The organism is Fontibacter flavus, from assembly GCF_042432905.1.
Classification (GTDB): Bacteria; Bacteroidota; Bacteroidia; order Cytophagales; family Cyclobacteriaceae; genus Fontibacter; species Fontibacter flavus.
On record NZ_JBHLWI010000026.1, the window covers coordinates 1 to 18,801 of the forward strand.

An 18,801-nucleotide genomic window follows, 5' to 3' on the forward strand; every position below is an offset into this window, starting at 1 on the left:
TCGACCAGTATTATACGTGTCAAGGAAAAAATCTAATCAAAAATCCCCAATCATGACTTTAGATTTTCAAAATCAAAAAATTGCAGCATAAAAAAGGCTGCCCTTTTCGGACAGCCCCTTTTTTTTAAAACAATGACTATTACAATTCTGATTCAAATTCATTAAATCAAGATAAGTTTTCAGGATTTAAAACTTTATGTTATCAAGAGGTTATAGAATCAATCCTGATTCTCTTTATCCATGATTTTTGGAGCCATGAGCACTTTCAAGGCTTCCTGAATCTGAACGATTTCATCATGCATCACTTTCTGATACTCTAAGTGTTCAGCATCTGAAAATGGCTTCATTGGATTATGAACGTGGTATTTCCGGTGCTGTTCTTCCCCTTCATGGCCATGGTCATGTGAATGCTCAAAGCCTGGAACTTCAATTATATCTTTATCCCACAATTTGAGCATTTCCTTGGCTTCACTATAATCAATTTCAGCTTCTTTCAGGGATTTTTCAAGATCCATGATTTCTTCTCTAATGTCCAATGATTTTTGGTGGATTCCATTTGCTTCTTCAAGCTCTGGGGTGATTTCCCTATGTTCATGCTTATTGCCTGAACAATACATTAAGGAAGTGCTACTTAAAAGAATAAATGTTGCTTTCAGTAATGCTTTCATATTCGGTTTTTGATTTTCACAGCTAAAGATAAATAAAAAGGTTTCTAAAAATAAAAAGCCACCAAAAAGTTAACAGCTTCTTAGTGGCCTTCAAAAAGAGAAATGCTATTCAACTTATGGATTCAAGACTAAAGGAAAACTGATATCCAAATCTGTTTCACCACCGGCTTGCACAAAATTCTCCCAATTTGGATTATTGGCTCCTTGAAATGATTTGTTAAGGTCATGTCTCAAAACTATTCTGATCTGAGCATTATTGATATCAGGGTTTTCACTAACCTGTACAAATCCACGTACTCCCAATGGATTACCATTTTGATCCTGATCAGCATAGGTATAAGTCAAAACAGGTGTTCCTATGAAAGCAGTACCGAGAAAATAAAACTGATGGTCATCTGCCTCTTCCAAGATTTCTTCAGTAATATCTTCATTCTCTATACTATTGGTCAACTCCATTGTGAGTAAATATCTTTTTCCAGCTGTAAGGTTTACAGTTTCGATTGTCGGATTATTTCCCAATTCTAAACCTTCCGGATTAGAAGCCTGAAATGAAACGGGCTGACCAATTTCCTGACCTGATGCATTTACTTCAGTAAAAATCAAGGTAATGTCAGTTATCAATTCCTGCTCTTTCTCTTTTTCAGGGTCATCACTGACGCAAGAAGAGAAAGAAAACATCACCATCACCATTAAGAAACTTAAGAATTGAAATTTGTGCTTTTTCATTTTTGCTAATTGATTTAAAGTTGGTTTAAAATTCATAATTCAATTTGAGGAAGATATTACGGCCGATTTCATGACTGAAATACCTAAACCGATTCATATAATCACGATAAGCTACATTAAAGACATTGTTGACATGAAGTCCAATGTGTATGAATTTATCTTTCGATTTGAATCTGTTCTGGATTCCTGCATTCCAAACTGAATAGGCAGGAGGTGCCTGAGCAAAATCAAATTCCGGTTCTCTGTTTTGTCTGGCAACAGAGAAGTTACTGAAAAAGATCTTGGAGTTTATGCGCCCTGATTTATTATTCAATTTAAAATTAAGACCGCTTTCGATCCTGTCTGAAGGAATAAATGGAAGGAAAGTATCGTCTAGCAGATTGATGGCTCTTACCATTGACCCTCTCGTAAACATCTCCCATTTTTTAGAAATCTCCCATAAAGCACTGATATCTGCACCATATAAATTGGCATCTGTCTGCCTATATTCAAAAACATTAAAAGTGCCTCTTAAGGAAACAAACTGCTCTTGAACAGGATTCAAGTAGATATAATTGTTGATTCTATTAGTGTAAGCTGTTAGTTCAATATTTAATGAGCGGTCAGCATAATTAAGTGTGTTTAGCCATTTGAAAGACTGTTCGCTCACAAAATCAGGATTGCCGATTTCTATGGCAGCAAGGCCATGATGAAGACCCTGACTGAACAATTCATTTACATTTGGAGGTCTCCAGGCAGTAGCCAAGTTGGAGTTGAAGGTCCAATTGCGGGAAAAGGCATACACCCCACCAATAAAAGCGGAAGCATTATTAAACTGGTAGACTTTTTCCTGTAACTGTCCATTTGCAAATCTTGCAGCATCAGTCCACCTGTAATCATACCTGAGTCCTCCTTCAATTTCCAATGGCCCATTTGTGAATTTTTCAATGGCATAAATCCCGAAATTGAACATGTCAAAGTTTGGAATCAATGGCGTAACTCCTGTACCAGGAATATTTGAATTAGCCTGTTGGATCACACTGATGCCTACCGATCCATCCCAGTTTTTTCTGGTTTGATGGGTATAACTGAAGTCTAGAGTGTTTGTAAATAACTCCATATCCAAAGCAGGTCTTGCATCAAGCTCACCACGTCTACGGTCAAATTCCTGTCTGTGATTCCGTTGAAAAGCATATTGAAGGTTAAGTTTCGCGCCATCATGCAAGTGGTAATGGGCTTTTAACTTTAATAGCTGATGATCAACCTGCTGCTTTGGGTTTTGAATTGTATAAGTAAAATCAGGAGTATTGAACGGCCTTCCATTTTCAATGATGCTTTGGAGGTCAGATAAATTTCCGGTATGAGCATCTTTTAAAATGCCTATGGTCGTTTGGAAATGACTGAAATATATTTCAGTTCCAAGTGTCTGTGTGGTATAACCAAGTCCACCTGAAAAATTGAATTCTCTAAGCCCTGTATTATCGAGCATGTAATCGGGCGTCCTGATATTTCCTGCCATTTTGGAAGAGGCCTGTACTCTGTAGCCTAAACCTTTTATTTTTTCAGAGCCACCAATCAGGTAAGCAGAACCATTGATTCCCTGACCATTGGAAAATCCTATCAAATCAATTTGGCCTGATTGTCCCGCTTTTATTGGTAAAGGTTCCGGATTTACCATAATCACCCCACCCATAGCATCCGGCCCAAATCTCACTGTTTCTGCCCCTTTAACTACGGAGATTTCTTTAGCTGCCATAGGGTCAATTTCCGGCGCATGTTCGGCACCCCATTGTTGGCCTTCTAGCCTGACACCATTGTTAAGGATGAGTATACGATTGCTATGAAGACCGTGAATGACGGGCTTTTGTATGTTGGTACCTGAGGAATAAGAGGTAATTCCAGGTATATTCTTAAGCAGTTCACCCAAATTCAAACCTCTGTTTTCTCTTAGTACATCTCCATAAATACTGGAAACTGTATTAGAAGTCAAAAGGGCATCTTGATGACCATGAATATCGACGCCCTCCAAATTGATATCTTCAGCTACTAAGCGAATGGTAAGGTTTGAATTCGAAGTCATACTGATTTCTTCGAACTGATCTTTATGACCTAAATATTGAACTTTTATGGTGATTTTACCCGGACATATGTTTTGAATACGGAAATTGCCCATGGCATCACTGACGGTTCCTCTTTCTGCTTCTACTATCCAAATAAATGCCCCATCAATCGGTTCATTATTTTCCAAATGAACCACTTTTCCTCTTAGAACCAGGTTGCATTCATCTTGCGCAACAGCGGTTTGAAGAGTCAAAAGGATTGAAATAAATAATAATGCACGGACCATAAATGAAACTATGTTGCAAAAATAACAAAGTTGCACTTAGTATCCACACTTTATTGCAACTTTGTTTCATTTAGGATTCATGTCGATTTTCAAACGATCCATATTTAATGCCGCCAAAATTTTTATTTATAAACTATTATTGGGTGAATATTCAATGCTAAAAGGTTTTAGAAGAAAAATAGATCAGGGACAGAAAATTTTATTTATCCTGTGATTTGTTTTATTTATAAATTTTGTTTTGATTGTTATCGCCAAATTAGATTTGGTAAAGTCTTAAACCCTAACATTTAATTAATCATGTTTAAAAAGATTTACAGATTTATCGGTAAGCCAGCAGGATTAGCGGCGCTTGCCTTAGCGATGATGACATTCTCATGTCAGGAAAACATCGAGTCACCAAATATGGATATGGATGAGCAGTTCCTGAGGTATCAAAATGGTGACATTATACCAGGAAGCTTCATCGTGGTCCTAAATCCTGAGGGAATTAATTTCCGAAGAGATGGTAAATACGAGGACATTCAGGCAGCAATGAGAAAGACTGCTTCTGGTTTATTGGCGAAATATAGAATAGCTGAGGAAAATTTAGGTGCTGTTTACGGTACAGTTTTAGACGGTTTTGCTGTCAATTTGTCTTCAGAACAATATGAATTGATTAAAAATGATCCTGCTGTCAAATTTATTGAACCGGATAGGGTAATTTCGATTGCACAAGGTGGCCGTCCAGGTGGCGGTGGCGGAGGTGGTGGATCCACTGGTCAGGTAACTCCTTGGGGAATTACACGTGTTGGTGGGTCTGTGAATTATTCAGGCAGCAATGTAGCTTGGGTTATTGATACTGGTATTGAGTTAACACATCCAGACTTGAATGTCAGCACTGCTGATGGCTTTACTGCCTTTACATCCGGTAGAGATGCTAATTTCAATGATTTGAATGGCCATGGTACCCACGTGGCAGGCACCATAGGCGCTATCAATAATACCATTGGGGTAGTTGGTGTTGCTGCTGGTGCTCCAGTAGTCCCTGTTAAAGTATTGGACTCTAGAGGTTCAGGTTCTTATTCAGGTGTAATCGCAGGTGTAGACTGGGTAGGTGCTAAAGGTAAATCCGGTGATGTGGCCAATATGAGTTTGGGTGGTCCTGTTTCTCAGGCCTTGGATGATGCCGTTTTAGCAGCTTCAAATAAAGGAGTAAAATTTGTGGTAGCAGCTGGAAACAGCAGTGCCAATTCCAATAATTATTCTCCTGCTAGAGTTAATGGGCCAAACATTTGGACAATTTCAGCAATGAACAGTTCTGATGTTTTTGCTTCATTCTCTAATTTTGGAAATCCTCCTGTAGATTATTGTGCACCAGGCGTTAGCATCAATTCAACTTGGATAAAAGGTGGTTACAACAGTATTAGTGGAACCTCAATGGCTTCTCCACATGCAGCAGGTGTGCTGTTGCTTGGTAACGCCAGAACTTCTGGCACAGTCAATGGTGATCCAGATGGTAATCCTGATCCAATTATTTCTAGATAATTATTTAATGTACAAAAAGTAAAGGCAGCCATTCAGCTGCCTTTTCTTTTATCTCCTCACATGTTTTTTTAATTCTTCCAAAATCCATTCCAATCCATTGACCCTAATTTCGTAAAGTGTGTGTAACCACATTCCTAACTTCCCCTCAGGAAATCCCTTCCCATGCATCCAAACCAAATAATGCTCTGGAATATCACACAATAATTTTCCCTTATATTTTCCAAAAGGCATGGTCTTGGTGACCAAGTCCATTAAAATTTCCCTATCCATAATCCAAAGTAAATTATATTTTAGCAGCTTGTTAACAACTTGATCATGAAAAAACTTCTTTTCTCCTCATTGTTTTTCTTTTTATTGGCTATCGATTCATTTTCCCAGACCTTATCTGGAATTTGGGAGGGTGATCTACAGGTGATGGGACAATCCCTTCCCTTGGTGTTTAACTTTCAGGAAGTTGAGCAGGAGTGGAAAGGGAGTATGGACAGTCCAAAGCAAGGCGCAAGAGGAATAGCCATGTCCAAGGTTTTGTTTGATGGCACCATGTTATATTTTGAGATAGGAGATGGAGTAATAGTTTATGAGGGGTTATTTATAGGAGATACGGTTCAAGGAACATTTAAACAATCCGGAATGGTTTTACCCCTGGATCTTAAACGGTCTGTAGAGGAAGCTGCCGAGAAAAAAGAAATAAAAAGGCCACAGCGGCCTCAAGCACCATTTAATTATGATTCTTTTGAAACAAATTTTTCTAATGAGGATGGGGCACAGCTGAAAGGAACAGTCACCAAACCTTATGGTGAAGGACCTTTTCCTGCAGTTATTTTGGTTACCGGATCAGGTCCACAAAACCGGAATTCTGAAATTTTGGGTCACGAACCATTTTGGGTTATGGCCGATTATTTAACCCAAAATGGCATAGTTGTTTTCCGCTATGATGAAAGGGGAGTGGGAGAGTCAGAAGGAGACTTTTCCAATGCTACTACAAATGAATTTTTCAGAGATGCTCAAAAAGCTTTACTGCACTTGCCTACATTCGATTTTATAGATTCCAATAAATTAGGAATAATCGGACACAGTGAAGGAGGATTGATTGCCTGGATGTTGGCTGCAGATGCTAAAAAAACAGGATTAAGTTTTGCCATTTCTTTAGCTGGACCTGTAGTCACAATTCCTGAGCTGATGAAGAAGCAAACAGAAGAAGTATCACGTAGTTCAGGAAATCCAAAAGCATTAATTGAGCAGCAAGTAAAGATCAATTCACAGTACTATCAGATGATAGCACAAAGCAAAGGGATTGATGATGCCAAATCCAAAGTAAGAGATATGGTGAATGAAGTGCTTGATTCTTATGATCTTTCTCCTGAAATAAAACAACAGCAAGTCAATACCTTGATACCAACTTTGGAGAAAAGTTTGAACCCTTGGTTTTATAATTTTATCCGCACCAATCCTGAATCCTATATTTCAGAAATTCAAATTCCTGTATTTGCAGCCTTTGGAGGCAAGGATGTTCAGGTAAATGCTGCTCAAAATGCAAATCGGCTCTTAGAACTTTACAAAGGGAAGGAAGAATTGTTAGAACTAAAAGTATTCCCTGAACTGAATCATTTGTTTCAAAAAGCCAATACAGGATCAGTTTCGGAATATGCTGAAATAGAAGAATCTTTCAACCTAGAAGTTCTAAATAATATCGCTGCATTCATTCATTCTTTTAAAAAATAAGGAAATAGCAACCGAAAATATCCATTTTAAATTTTCCGGTTGCCATTAAATTTAAAACCCCACTGCTGAATCATCTCCTCTACGGTCGGCGCCTCCTTCAAGCTTTCCGTCTGAAAGGACCAAAATGGCATCTACTTTTCCCAATATGGGCGTATAACCTTCGTTGATATTATATCCTTTAGTTTTTAGGGCATTTAGTATTTCTACATCAAATCCTTCTGGTTCGAAATTAATATGATCCGGTAGCCATTGATGATGGAACCTTGGTGCATTTACCGCCTCTTGCATCGTCATTCCGAATTCGACAACATTCAAGATGGTCTGCAAAACAGAGGTAATGATAGTGGATCCACCCGGCGTGCCAACTACCATCAAAAGCTGTCCGTCTTTTTCTACTATAGTTGGGGTCATCGAACTGAGCATTCTTTTTTCTGGAGCTATACTGTTGGCTTCTGCACCAATCAGTCCAAACATGTTTGGAACGCCTGCCTTCGCACTGAAATCATCCATCTCGTTGTTAAGGAAGAAACCCAATTCATCACTGTACAATTTAGAGCCATAAGCTCCATTCAATGTGGTAGTGATGGCTGCTGCATTACCAAACTGATCCACAATGGAGTAATGGGTAGTCTCATCACTCTCCACAAATTGGACTGCTCCCTGAGATACCTCCGATGAAAGTGTTGCTTTTGCCGGATTGAAAGTTGATATCCTTGCCTGTAGATAATCTTTCTCAAGCAAGGCGTCAACAGGAACTTCAACAAAATCAGGATCTCCCAAGTAATAATTTCGGTCCGCATAAGCCCTTCTTTCTGCCTCTGTAAGAACCTGAATGTATTCAGGGCTATTGTGGCCCATAGAAGCCAAATCAAAACCTTCCAACATTCCAAATATTTGTGCCAGCGTTATCCCTCCGGAACTTGGTGGCGCCATAGAGATCAATTGGTAATTTTTATATTGAAACTGGATAGGATCTCTCCACTTAGCTTCATAATTGGCCAAATCTTCGAGTGTGATGATTCCACCGCTTTTCTGAATGAAATCCACCAGTTTATGAGCTGTTTCACCTTTATAAAATTCATCCCTGCCATTTTTGGCAATTCTCCTCAGCGTTTCCGCCAATGCTGGATATTTAATGGTGTCACCGGCTTTGAATTCCTGTGCAAATAGAGTGTTGATTCCGTTAACCTTGATGATATCAGCCCTACTGTTATCCAGTCTTTTTGCTTGGTTTTCAGTGACGAGCACACCTTTTTCGGCAAGCTCAATAACAGGGGCAAGGATTTCTTCGATAGGGAGTGAACCAAGTTGGCGATGTACCTCAAAAACTCCTGCGATGGTTCCTGGCACCCCTACAGCCATAGCACCAAGAGTACTTAATCCGGGAATTACGTCACCGTTTTCATCTAAATACATATCCTTTGTGGCTGCTAAAGGAGCCTTTTCCCTATAATCAATAGCGCCTGTGGTGCCGTCTGACAAACGATAGACCATAAATCCACCACCACCCAGGTTTCCTGCAAAAGGAAATGCTACAGCCAAGGCCAATTCAGTTGCCACCATCGCATCGAAGGCATTGCCGCCTTTCTCCATCATCAAGAGCCCAATTTTAGATGCTTCTTCTCTCGCTGATACCACAATGGCACTTTCAGCTATTAAACCTCTATTTTTTTCGGGTGTTTTTTCAACTTCCTTACAGGATACAGAGAAAATGAGTAAAGAAAATAGCAGGGAAAATACCCTGCTATATATTCTAATTGATTTCTTATCAATCATCGATTAGCGTATCATTGAATAGTTTGAGTATTCTTTTGTATTCATCAGTCCAGCTGCTTGGTTCAATAAAACCATGATCTTCAACTGGATATACAGCCATTTCCCAATTATCCTTACCCAATTCTATCAACCTTTGGGCAAGTCTCACCACATCCTGGAAATGAACATTGACGTCTACCATACCATGGGCAATAAGGAGGTTTCCTTTGAGGCCTTCAGCAAAATAAATTGGAGAGGAACGTCTATATGCAATAGGATCATTGAAAGGCTCATTGAGGATATTGGAAGTATAACCATGGTTATAATGTGCCCAATCTGTTACAGAGCGCAATGCTGCCCCCGATTTGAATATTTCAGGTGCTGTGAAGAGCCCCATCAACGTGATAAAACCACCATAACTTCCTCCATAGATACCGATTTTTCCAGGGTCAACTCCATGGTTTTCAACCAGGTATTTTGCTCCATCTACCTGATCTGACAAGTCCTTACCGCCCATATGCCTATAAATTCCTGTTCTCCAGTCCCTTCCATAGCCAGCAGAACCTCTATAGTCTATATCCAATACGGTATAACCTAGATCGGTCAATAAGTTATGGAACATATATTCTCTAAAATAGCTTGACCACCATTTGTGGACATTTTGTAAATAACCGGCACCATGAACAAATATTACAGCCGCACCATTTTTCTTAGCCAATTCAGGCACATAAAGTCTTGCAGGTACCATAGCTCCGTCCGCAGCTTTGAAGTCAATCATGTATGGATCCCTCCAGGCATAGGATTTAAATGCTTCACTTTGTCCATCTGTAAGTTGCTTTGGTGCAGAACTAGGTAAGTTTTCCTGAAGATAGAGTTCCCAAGGCTTATTGCTGTATGAATACAGAATGGCCATATTTTTCTCATCAGGGGAAAGGAATACCGTATTATTTCCTGTCATGGAAGTCAGTTTTTCCATTTTTCCTCCCATGAGTGGCATCATATAAAAATGTCTCTCTCCAGGATGTATTTCAGAAGTGGTCAGGTACCAATATTTGCCATTATTGGAGATTTTCGGATCGAACACCTCAAAATTTCCTTTTGTCAACTGCTTTTTCTGGCCATTTGTAACATCCAGGATATATAGGTGAGAATACCCACTTGCCTCTGACTGGAAATAAATATGCTTGTTGTCAGGAAGCCATCCAAGGGTACCACCACCCATACTCCAGCCAATGCCAGGACCAGCTATCCATGCTTCATCCCTTTGTCTATCCAGGTTTTTAAGATCACCGGTTTTCATATCCAGTAATGCAATCCATCTGTCTTTGTTGTCCGTTGACCTGACATTGACAATGGCATGATTACCATCCGGGGAAAATATCGGACTGGAAATGATCACATCCCTATTTTTTTCTTCCCATTTCTTTTCGGGATAATCCTTTACATAATCGGGGAGATCTTTGATGCCTGGCAAAGACAAGCTATTGATAAAATAAACAGTATCTCTATGTAGGTCATAGATGGCCAATTCGATTTTGGTAGGTTGATCACCTACTTTTGATCTGGAAGGCAGGTCCACTGTGTATCCTGATGCATCTGTGTAATCAGGTACATTTGTTCTCTTGTAATCTGCTCTCGTGGTCAGAGAGAAAGTCACAAAGTTTGCATTGGGGGCAAGTTGAAGATTGCCCAATTGCTTATTTCCATAGTAAAAAACATATGGATCCTTATCTGCTATTGCAGAATTGTATTCTTTCGCCTGTGCTTTTTTTTCTTCTCTTTCATTGATTATCTGAAGGAGGGAAAGGTTGTCCTCTTTCAGCCATTTCTCTCTTTCTTCAATTTTCGGTTCTTTGTCTTCAGGTTTATTTCCAGCTTGAATTCTGGTCAGTCTTTTTAATTTTCCAGTTTCCAGTTCATATAAAAAAATGTTGTTTCCAGAAACAAAGCTTACATTCTTTTCATTGGCGAGAAATTGGGGGTTACTGATCCTTTCTCCGAATGAAATCAGGGTATTTTTGCTTCCTTTTACTGCATCATACAAGATAAGATCGCCATTGGAAGCATAAAGTTTTAGATTTTTATTTTTATTGACTGCTGCATTAGAGGGAATAAAACTTTTCTTTTCCTGCAGTCCCACCTTTTCAATTTTGGAAGGGTTTTTAATATGGATCTTGTAGAGGGAATCCGAAGGATTACCTTCTGGGTTATAATCAAAATAGATGATTTCACCCTTATCATCCCATTTGATGTTGGAAGGGAAATGCCCCATCCACTTGGGATCCTGCATTATTTTCTCTACGGTCAGTTCTTGTCCAACAACTTGGAAGGATAAAAGGACTGTCAGAATTAAAATTAAATTTAGACGCTTCATGGATTTGATTTTTGTCAAATATGTGTTTAAAAAAATTAAAAGCGTAAAAAAATTATGTAAGCGTTACAAAACTAATGTTAGTCAAAGGGTTTTTAAAAAATCATTCAGTTCAGCTTCAATAATTTTGATGTGTTCAAGTAGTTTCTGATATGTTTTGTAAGAATTTTCCAAATCAGATTCAATCTTTTCTAATAACTTTCTGGTATCAATTGCACCCACGTAGCTCATGCTTGGTTTTGCTTTATGACATTTTTTCTTGATGGAGGCAAAGTCATTGGTTTTATAATATTCATCCAAATGCTTCAGGTCAGTTAGGTTTGTATCTAAAATGATCTGGATCATTTCTTTGAGCATCTCATTGTCATCATCCCCAAAATACTGGATTATTGTCTGTGGGCTTATTAGCTGGTACATAAAAGCTTATTTTAGCAAGTTTTCTGCATTATTTATGCAAATTTATGCATTTCAAATAAATAAAAAAAGAGTTTCGGATGTTTTACCTGAAATAAATATTTTCTACCAGAAGCCTTTGTCTGAAAGTCAGACAAATCGTCATCAATACTTTTTTCAAAAAAATGAAAGGTATAATTTTGGGCATTTCAAAAACTGTTTTGATCAATGGTTTGTTTCAGGTATTACTTATGAATAGGAATAAATTAATCTTTCTAATTATTGCTGCAATATTCATGATAATCATGATATGGATAGGAGTCGATATCTCTAGCAGAACCACATTTCCAGGTTCAAAAGGCAATTTAAAAGAAAGAATAGCACCATCTGATACCCTAGATAATAATGGAGAAGGGAAAAAAAATTGATGTAAATAGAATTGATCTGGACAAAATGAAGGAGAAAACAGCCGATTTACCCGGCTTGCTCCCATATGCACATCATAGTGGAAGTGCCATCATCAAACCTGGTGATAAGGGCAAGATTACAGGTAGGGCAGTAGCTGCTATGCATTCTCAGACTGACATGCAGATGGCTCAGATTTATCAACAAATGCAGTTGTTGGCTGATCAGGCCAAGGCTATTAAAAATCGCGTGGAAATATCCGAGCGCATTTATAATACTCCAATGAGTTTTGAACCCTTAATCAATCACCATTATTTTTTGTATGAGAAGGAAGATGGATCAGATTTTTTAAGTATGGTTGCTCCCGAAGAATGGGGAAAGAAAAAAAGATATTCCAAATTTGTTGCTGAAATTAAACTCCTGGCGGATCATACCTGGAAGATCGTCAGAAAGGAACAATGAGACATTTGAAAATCAACAACCTTCTAGAAATACTTAAAACAACTGATCTTTTTGTAGAAGAAGGGCATACTTTGGAAGTAAAAGCTGCCTATTTACAAGGAAAAGGAGAAGAGTTTTTGTTGCAGATTTTTGAGGAGCTTGGAGGAAAAGGGAGCCCGCCGGTACTCGAAAGGTTAAAATTTGACTTTAAAATTAATCGGTTTTTATTGATTTATGATGATGAAGTTCACTTTAATAGGTATAGGTTAAATACCTTAAAATCTGAATTATATGATTTTTTTTCATTTGGGTGGACGGAAACTTATAAAAGGCTTTGCAGGAATTATGAAAAGGAATGTTTGAAGGCAGGTCTTCAGGATAGAATTTGGAATGGGCCTCCTTTGGCTTCCAAAGTATTTGGAAACAGTGAAATCCCGGGTGATTTGTCGGGAAACGGATCGTCTGGATGGAAACTAAATGCCTATAATGACAGCCAATATGATTTATTGACAAGGTTACATGGTTTTAAGCTCATACGGATTTCTATGTATGAAAATCTAATGATCGGAGGTTCCTTAAGAAAACTTGATGATTTACTGTTGCACCCCAATGAAGTTACCCAACAAGGAATTAGAAACTGGCTTCTTCGAAAAATGGAATAAAAAAGCCGTTGAAATATTTCAACGGCCTAAATTTTTTAATATTTAACTTTAAGCAAACAATCCATAAATTTCTCTATCCACTCTTTCCACAATAGAGGAAAAATGATCCGGATGCGCCACAAAATCCATATCATTCACATCGATGACCAAGAGTTTGCCTTTGTCATAATTGGAAATCCAATCTTCATAATGGGCATTTAGATTTTTGAGATAATCAATTCGGATTGCGTTTTCATAATGCCTTCCTCTTTTTTCTATCTGACCAACCAATTTAGGGATATCAGCTTTCAGGTAAATCAATAAGTCTGGAGCTTTGACAAAATTGATCATTGAATGGAAAAGATTAAGATAGTTTTCATAATCCCTTTCCGATATCAGATTTGAATTTTTGAGATTTGCAGCAAAAATATAAGCATCTTCATAGATAGTCCTATCCTGAATAACCGATTGTCCACTTTCTCTAATTCGAGTAATCTGATTGAATCTGCTGTTTAGGAAGTAAACCTGTAAATGGAAAGACCACCTTTTCATATCCTCATAGAAATCGGCAAGATAAGGATTGTTTTCAACCGCTTCGAGCTCTGCATTCCAACCGTAATGTTTTGCCAATTTAATCGTCAAGGTAGTTTTACCACTCCCTATATTTCCGGATACCGCTATATGCATTTCAAATCATTATAAAAGGAAGGAAAGATTGCTTCGATCTCTCCTTCCAAAGTTGTTATATCTAAGATTATTTTTTGAATTGGGGAGAAACAATAAATTCTTTCTCTCCAGGTGTGTATTTATAGAAGCCTTCACCTGTTTTAACCCCTTTAAAACCAGCTTCTACCATATTCACCAACAAAGGACAAGGTGCATATTTTGGATTTCCGAACCCTTCATGCAAAACTTTCAAAATTGAGAGGCAGACATCCAGACCAATAAAATCAGCAAGCTGAAGTGGACCCATTGGGTGGGCCATACCCAATTTCATAACAGTGTCAATTTCTTCAACTCCAGCTACTCCTTCAAATAAGGTAAATATAGCCTCATTGATCATAGGCATGAGGATTCTGTTTGCCACAAATCCAGGATAATCATTAACCTCTACCGGAACTTTTTCGAGATTTCTAGAAAGTTCCATAATTTCCTTGGTCACCACATCTGAAGTGGCATATCCTCTGATGACTTCCACTAGTTTCATTACAGGAACCGGATTCATGAAATGCATTCCTATTACTTTATCCGGCCTTTCAGTAACTGCTCCTATTTTTGTAATTGAAATTGATGAAGTGTTGGAAGCTAGAATGGCCGAATCTTTACACAAAGTGTCCAGTTTGCGGAATAGCTCAAGTTTGATGCTGACGTTTTCCGTAGCTGCTTCCACTACCAAATCTGCATTTTTAACCCCTTCTTCTAATTCTGTGAAGGTTTTGATTCTTCCTAATGCTGAGTTTTTGTCTTCAGTACTCAAAGTACCTTTACTTACTTGCCTGTCGAAATTTCTGGTAATTGTAGCAATGGCTTTATCCAGTGCACTTTGTTGAATATCAATTAGTGACACTTGGTAACCATATTGGGCAAAAACATGGGCGATACCATTTCCCATGGTTCCTGAGCCTATTACAGCAATGTTTTTCATGTTGATTTGGGTTTTATATTCACTTGATTAACAAAATTCATGAAAAAAGGTCTTTGAAAGTAGTCTCTTTCTTTCGGATTTCTTGCCCAAATCTACTTTGAAACTGAAGTAATTCCAATTCCTAATTAGATAATTTGGTTAACTTTGGGCTATGAAAGAATTGGGAAAAATCAACAGCCTTTTAATCAATAGGTTTACTGCAAACGGTGCTTATTTGGCCCTGCATGAAGGTGGAGAGGTGTTGTTGCCAAAAGGATATTTAAAAGGAGATGAAAAGGAAGGTGAGGAGATAGAGGTATTTGTTTACACGGATAGTGAAGACAGGCCTGTGGCGGTGACCAATAGGCCAACAGCCTTGCTTAATGAATTTGGATTAATGGAAGCCAAAGAAATTACCAAGTTCGGCGCATTCGTAGACTGGGGCCTACCCAAGGACCTTTTCGTACCCAAAGCCGAAATGGGTAAAACCATGGAAAAGGGAGGTAAATACCTGGTCAGGGTTTGTTTGGATTATAAAACAGACAGGTTAATTGGTGTATCCAAGTATGAGGATTTTTTGATTACAGATACGCAAGGATTTGAGGTAGGTCAGGAAGTGGAAGCATTGGTTTTTGACATTACGGACCTAGGGTATAAGCTTCTTATTGAAGGTAACTTTGAAGGGTTGATGTATAAAAATGAGACCTTTAAGGACTTAAAGATAGGGGATATCATTCGGGCTTTTGTTAAAAAGCGTAGAGATGATGGAAAGTTGGATATGCAATTGACACCTTTAGGAAGGGAAAAATACGAGGAAGGGGCAGAAAAAATTCTTGAAGTCTTAAAAGTCCGGAAATTTTTACCCCTTCATGACAAATCATCCCCGGAGTCTATTAAAGAAATCTTGGGAATGAGTAAAAAACATTTTAAACAGTCCATTGGTCAGCTTTATAAAGCAAAAAAGATTGCAATAAAATCTGACGGCATTGAACTGACTTAATCCAATTCAAGAATAATGTTTGGAGTGGTGCACAAAACCGCCTTATTCCTTTTGATCGCAATTGGTGCTTTGATCAAATGAGGATTTCTGGTCAGAATGTTCAACCACCCTTCATCATCCCATGTTTTACCAGCTATTTTATTCTGATAATCAGGATGGGCACGGTTCAATAGGTCTTTAGGTCTTAAATTAAGTTTATCTAAAATAGAACGCCAACCTGTCAAGGTTATCCGTTCTTTTTCAATATTGATTTCATTGATGTGTTTGGATACTGACTGCGCATAGGCCCTCATTTGTTTATCAACAGAATGAGCGGGGTTGTAATAGAAGAATAATTCGTTGGGATGCATAGTACATAGGGCTTGGTTTTCAAGGATTAATTTAATATATAATTTCTTGAAAACCAAACAAATACACTTCATAAATAAAATTTGCAGTAGTAGTATAAGGAAGAAAATGTCAATAGATTTAGAAAATTTCAAAAAAAATAGCAAAACAGAATTTTCTTCTAACCAAAAACTTGCTAAAAAATTAAAAAACGTCAAGCCAAAGGTATTGGATGAGATGTTTGAAGAGGCGCATGATAAGAAATTCAAAGAGATGGATTGCCTTTCATGCGCAAATTGCTGTAAAACTACCAGTCCTATTTTTATACAGACAGATATTGAAAGATTGGCAAGGACGTTTAGGATGAAAAGTTCAGCATTTATTGATGAATACCTGCATAGGGACGAAGATGGAGATTATGTGCTGAATTCCTCACCTTGTCCTTTTTTGAATCAGGACAATACATGTTTGGTTTATGAAGATAGGCCAAAAGCCTGTAGGGAATATCCCCATACCAATAGGAAAAATATGCATGGCATTATGAATTTGACCTTAAGAAATACGCTTGTTTGTCCTGCAGTTTTCGAAATATTTCAAGACTTTAATAAAGATTTTAGGAAGTAAGCAAATCTCTTTACTATTTTAGGGTCTTAAACCTATTGAGTAGATAACTATGAATTCAGAAAAGCAGTATTTTTTGGGTGTAGATGTGGGAGGAACCCATTTAAAAATTGGTTTGGTCAGCAGGCAAGGAGAAATTATTTCGTTTGAAAAAATTGATACCGCACCTTACCGGGACAGTGAAATTGGTTTTAATGCCAGTTTTATTGAAGTAATGGGCCAAATGCTGGAGAAATATCCAGAAGTATCCAAAGTTGGCATCGGTTTGCCAGGTTTAATTTCTAAAGACAGAACAACAACGCTTGAGATTCCTGCCATACCAGCTTTGAATGGTTTCAATCTTAAAGGTGAACTCAAAAAAAAATATCCAAAAACCACCTTTTTTCTCGAGAATGACGCTGCTGCAGCTGCATTAGGAGAATATAGATTTGGAAAAAACAATCCTCCCGAAAACTTTTTGTTCATCACCATGGGTACAGGTATTGGTAGTGCCTTGGTTTTGGATGGAGCCATTTTCAAAGGTTCTAGAGGTAATGCCATGGAAATGGGACACATGCTCTCAAGAGGTAATGAAGGTCTAGAGCAATTGATCGGTAGAAAAGGAATCCTTCGAATCATGGAAAGATTTATTCAAGCCTATCCTCGATTGGCCGGAGAGCTTGAAAATAAAGAACTTGGTACCCACTTATTGGTGGATACTGCCAAAGCCGGGAATGAAGTTTCCTTAATGGTTTTTGAAGAGGTGGGTAGAATATTAGGAGAAGCCATCGTCTCTACTATCCGTATTTTGGATGTGACCAATGTCTACTTTGGCGGGGGAATCTCTGCAGGACTGGAATTTATGATGCCTTCTATGGAAAAAACCGTTAGACAATTCCTTACACATTATTATGTAAAGGACTTGAATCTCATGAAAGCTACACTTGAAAATAACGCAGGCACCTTAGGTGCTGCTGCACTTTGCTTTATAGAAGAAGACTAATCGCTTTATAAATTTAACTAAAGAGGTTGGTCATCACACGAGATCAACCTCCTTAGTTTTTGGATAGGTTGCAATATTAATATCCAATTCTCGCCTTAAAGCATTTATGGATTTAAGGTACTGATCGTTACTTCACTGACCTTACTGATGGCATTGAGTCTTAAAATAACCTTTAAAGGTTCTTCTTTTTTTTCTGCAGTAGGGCAATCCGGTCCTGCTTCAATAAAATAAATGAAAAAAGTCTGACTGCGGTCTTCTAATTCTACTTTATCTGGTCTCCCAAATGTCTTGATGATTGCCTGATTGTTTTTTCCGAGTAAATCATTTTTTACCGATCGGAAGTTTTCAATTTCATGTATTCTTAATCCAAGACATCCGTTTCGATCCTCTTTCCATTTATCAAGATCCACACCTACGAGTTCCACTTTTTGGGAACAAGCAGCCATGGTGATTAAAAAAAGTGAAAAACCAATAGATAAAATTTTATTTTTTAACATTGTTTAATTTTTAAATAGTAGTCAAAATTATGTGTTTTCAAGGTGCTGGGATGCCTGCATCAAAAGTAGGTGAGTAAAACAAAAGCTAAAAGCATTCCTTATTTTTAATTTTACTATAAGGCACAAAAAGTCAGAATTGGGCTATTATTCAATGGATTGACTAAAATAAAGCTCATGATGAGGGAAAATAAAGACCATTTGCCTAAAACAGTTTCGGATTTGTCTGCTTTTTAATATTTATATTAGCACCCAAAATTAAAGAATCATGTATTATCGATTTGGTAAAGTATTCCACGTTCTATCCTCACTATTCTTTGTCTTCATGTTGTTGTATACTTATGCGGCACTTCCTGATTTTGTAGCTTATGAAATCAATGATGGAGGCAATCCTGTGAAAGGAATGGATAAAAGCAGTTATTTTTATAGTGCCATTGCATTATTTATCCTTTTGAATCTTGTTCTTATTATTCCTGCAAAATTGATCGAAAACCAAAGTACTCCTAACCTGAAAAGACTTTTTCCGACAGGTGATGTCTTTAGGGATTATATGTTAACCTGGATTTATAGCTTTGTAGGAATTATCAATGCTTCGTTATGTATCATGGCTTTGTTTGTACACAGCATCAACAATCAAAATGAAATCGGAACAGGAAGTTTCGCATTTTTCTTTTACCTGGTACCAATATTTTTTGTAGTTTGGATTGTTGGCCTGTTTTGGATTCTGATCCAAAAATTCAAATCTGTACAGGCAGGCAATTAAAGATATTCATTACCAATA

The 18,801-nt window shown here is 37.8% G+C and carries 20 protein-coding genes; 9 read left to right on the forward strand and 11 right to left on the reverse strand.

The genetic code is table 11. From position 1 onward, the window contains the following. Positions 1-218: 218 nt before the first annotated feature. From ACFFIP_RS09030 to ACFFIP_RS09040, 3 genes are all read right to left on the reverse strand, one after another. On the reverse strand, positions 219-668 hold the full coding sequence (locus ACFFIP_RS09030; protein ID WP_382387279.1) for a hypothetical protein: 450 nt from the start codon (positions 666-668) through the stop codon (positions 219-221). Positions 669-782: 114 nt separating this feature from the next. Further along, positions 783-1,394, reverse strand: a complete 612-nt coding sequence (locus ACFFIP_RS09035; protein ID WP_382387280.1) for a hypothetical protein — start codon at positions 1,392-1,394, stop codon at positions 783-785. Positions 1,395-1,419: 25 nt separating this feature from the next. Next, entirely contained in the window at positions 1,420-3,687 is a 2,268-nt protein-coding gene (locus ACFFIP_RS09040; protein ID WP_382387281.1) for a TonB-dependent receptor, read from the reverse strand. A gap of 330 nt (positions 3,688-4,017) precedes the next feature. Here ACFFIP_RS09040 and ACFFIP_RS09045 point away from each other — a divergent pair, with 330 nt between their 5' ends. Then, the gene (locus ACFFIP_RS09045; protein WP_382387282.1) at positions 4,018-5,244 is read left to right on the forward strand and encodes a S8 family serine peptidase; all 1,227 of its coding nucleotides are present in this window, start codon (positions 4,018-4,020) and stop codon (positions 5,242-5,244) included. Positions 5,245-5,292: 48 nt separating this feature from the next. Here the strand turns inward: ACFFIP_RS09045 and ACFFIP_RS09050 are convergent, their stop codons facing one another. Continuing rightward, positions 5,293-5,514: a DUF3820 family protein gene (locus ACFFIP_RS09050; protein ID WP_382387283.1), complete on the reverse strand. Its 222-nt coding sequence runs from the start codon at positions 5,512-5,514 to the stop codon at positions 5,293-5,295. A 45-nt stretch (positions 5,515-5,559) separates the two neighbouring features. Here ACFFIP_RS09050 and ACFFIP_RS09055 point away from each other — a divergent pair, with 45 nt between their 5' ends. Beyond that, on the forward strand, positions 5,560-6,966 hold the full coding sequence (locus tag ACFFIP_RS09055) for an alpha/beta hydrolase family protein (RefSeq protein ID WP_382387284.1): 1,407 nt from the start codon (positions 5,560-5,562) through the stop codon (positions 6,964-6,966). Between the two features lie 51 nt (positions 6,967-7,017). Here ACFFIP_RS09055 and ggt read toward each other — a convergent pair whose 3' ends face one another. The 3 genes from ggt to ACFFIP_RS09070 all read right to left on the reverse strand — a co-directional run bounded on the left by ggt (position 7,018) and on the right by ACFFIP_RS09070 (position 11,509). Then, positions 7,018-8,742 carry a gamma-glutamyltransferase gene (gene ggt, locus ACFFIP_RS09060; RefSeq protein WP_382387285.1) on the reverse strand — a complete coding sequence of 575 codons (1,725 nt, stop codon included), beginning with the start codon at positions 8,740-8,742 and terminating at the stop codon, positions 7,018-7,020. Beyond that, positions 8,735-11,095, reverse strand: a complete 2,361-nt coding sequence (locus ACFFIP_RS09065; RefSeq protein ID WP_382387286.1) for a S9 family peptidase — start codon at positions 11,093-11,095, stop codon at positions 8,735-8,737. Before ACFFIP_RS09065 ends, ggt begins: the two co-directional genes overlap by 8 nt. A gap of 81 nt (positions 11,096-11,176) precedes the next feature. Beyond that, entirely contained in the window at positions 11,177-11,509 is a 333-nt protein-coding gene (locus tag ACFFIP_RS09070; protein WP_382387287.1) for an Hpt domain-containing protein, read from the reverse strand. 161 nt (positions 11,510-11,670) lie between these two features. Here ACFFIP_RS09070 and ACFFIP_RS09075 point away from each other — a divergent pair, with 161 nt between their 5' ends. From ACFFIP_RS09075 to ACFFIP_RS09085, 3 genes are read left to right on the forward strand one after another with little or no spacing between them, the layout of a single operon-like run. Further along, positions 11,671-11,913 (forward strand): hypothetical protein, encoded by a 243-nt coding sequence (locus ACFFIP_RS09075; protein WP_382387288.1) that lies wholly within the window; start codon positions 11,671-11,673, stop codon positions 11,911-11,913. Then, complete coding sequence (locus tag ACFFIP_RS09080; RefSeq protein WP_382387289.1) at positions 11,891-12,352, forward strand: DUF2452 domain-containing protein; 462 nt, start codon at positions 11,891-11,893, stop codon at positions 12,350-12,352. Before ACFFIP_RS09075 ends, ACFFIP_RS09080 begins: the two co-directional genes overlap by 23 nt. Then, positions 12,349-12,993, forward strand: coding sequence for a DUF7255 family protein (locus tag ACFFIP_RS09085; protein ID WP_382387290.1), 645 nt, complete (start codon positions 12,349-12,351; stop codon positions 12,991-12,993). Before ACFFIP_RS09080 ends, ACFFIP_RS09085 begins: the two co-directional genes overlap by 4 nt. 48 nt (positions 12,994-13,041) lie before the next feature. Here the strand turns inward: ACFFIP_RS09085 and ACFFIP_RS09090 are convergent, their stop codons facing one another. Both ACFFIP_RS09090 and ACFFIP_RS09095 read right to left on the reverse strand, forming a co-directional pair. Further along, positions 13,042-13,659 (reverse strand): deoxynucleoside kinase, encoded by a 618-nt coding sequence (locus tag ACFFIP_RS09090; RefSeq protein ID WP_382387291.1) that lies wholly within the window; start codon positions 13,657-13,659, stop codon positions 13,042-13,044. 67 nt (positions 13,660-13,726) lie between these two features. Further along, a complete protein-coding gene (locus ACFFIP_RS09095; protein WP_382387292.1) occupies positions 13,727-14,617 on the reverse strand; it encodes a 3-hydroxybutyryl-CoA dehydrogenase in 891 nt (296 codons plus the stop codon). 151 nt (positions 14,618-14,768) lie between these two features. Here ACFFIP_RS09095 and ACFFIP_RS09100 point away from each other — a divergent pair, with 151 nt between their 5' ends. Next, positions 14,769-15,596, forward strand: a complete 828-nt coding sequence (locus tag ACFFIP_RS09100; protein ID WP_382387293.1) for a CvfB family protein — start codon at positions 14,769-14,771, stop codon at positions 15,594-15,596. On the opposite strand, the gene ACFFIP_RS09105 is transcribed toward ACFFIP_RS09100, so the two are convergent. After that, positions 15,593-15,946: an arsenate reductase family protein gene (locus ACFFIP_RS09105; protein WP_382387294.1), complete on the reverse strand. Its 354-nt coding sequence runs from the start codon at positions 15,944-15,946 to the stop codon at positions 15,593-15,595. The two genes, ACFFIP_RS09100 and ACFFIP_RS09105, sit on opposite strands and share 4 nt — an antisense overlap. A gap of 106 nt (positions 15,947-16,052) precedes the next feature. On the opposite strand from ACFFIP_RS09105, the gene ACFFIP_RS09110 reads away from it, so the two are divergent. Both ACFFIP_RS09110 and ACFFIP_RS09115 read left to right on the forward strand, forming a co-directional pair. Beyond that, positions 16,053-16,547 (forward strand): YkgJ family cysteine cluster protein, encoded by a 495-nt coding sequence (locus ACFFIP_RS09110; RefSeq protein ID WP_382387295.1) that lies wholly within the window; start codon positions 16,053-16,055, stop codon positions 16,545-16,547. 49 nt (positions 16,548-16,596) lie between these two features. After that, positions 16,597-17,526 carry an ROK family protein gene (locus ACFFIP_RS09115; RefSeq protein ID WP_382387296.1) on the forward strand — a complete coding sequence of 310 codons (930 nt, stop codon included), beginning with the start codon at positions 16,597-16,599 and terminating at the stop codon, positions 17,524-17,526. 104 nt (positions 17,527-17,630) lie between these two features. On the opposite strand, the gene ACFFIP_RS09120 is transcribed toward ACFFIP_RS09115, so the two are convergent. Next, entirely contained in the window at positions 17,631-18,023 is a 393-nt protein-coding gene (locus tag ACFFIP_RS09120) for a hypothetical protein (protein ID WP_382387297.1), read from the reverse strand. 265 nt (positions 18,024-18,288) lie between these two features. Here ACFFIP_RS09120 and ACFFIP_RS09125 point away from each other — a divergent pair, with 265 nt between their 5' ends. Then, positions 18,289-18,783, forward strand: a complete 495-nt coding sequence (locus tag ACFFIP_RS09125; RefSeq protein WP_382387298.1) for a DNA topoisomerase IV — start codon at positions 18,289-18,291, stop codon at positions 18,781-18,783. The last annotated feature ends 18 nt before the right edge of the window (positions 18,784-18,801 follow it).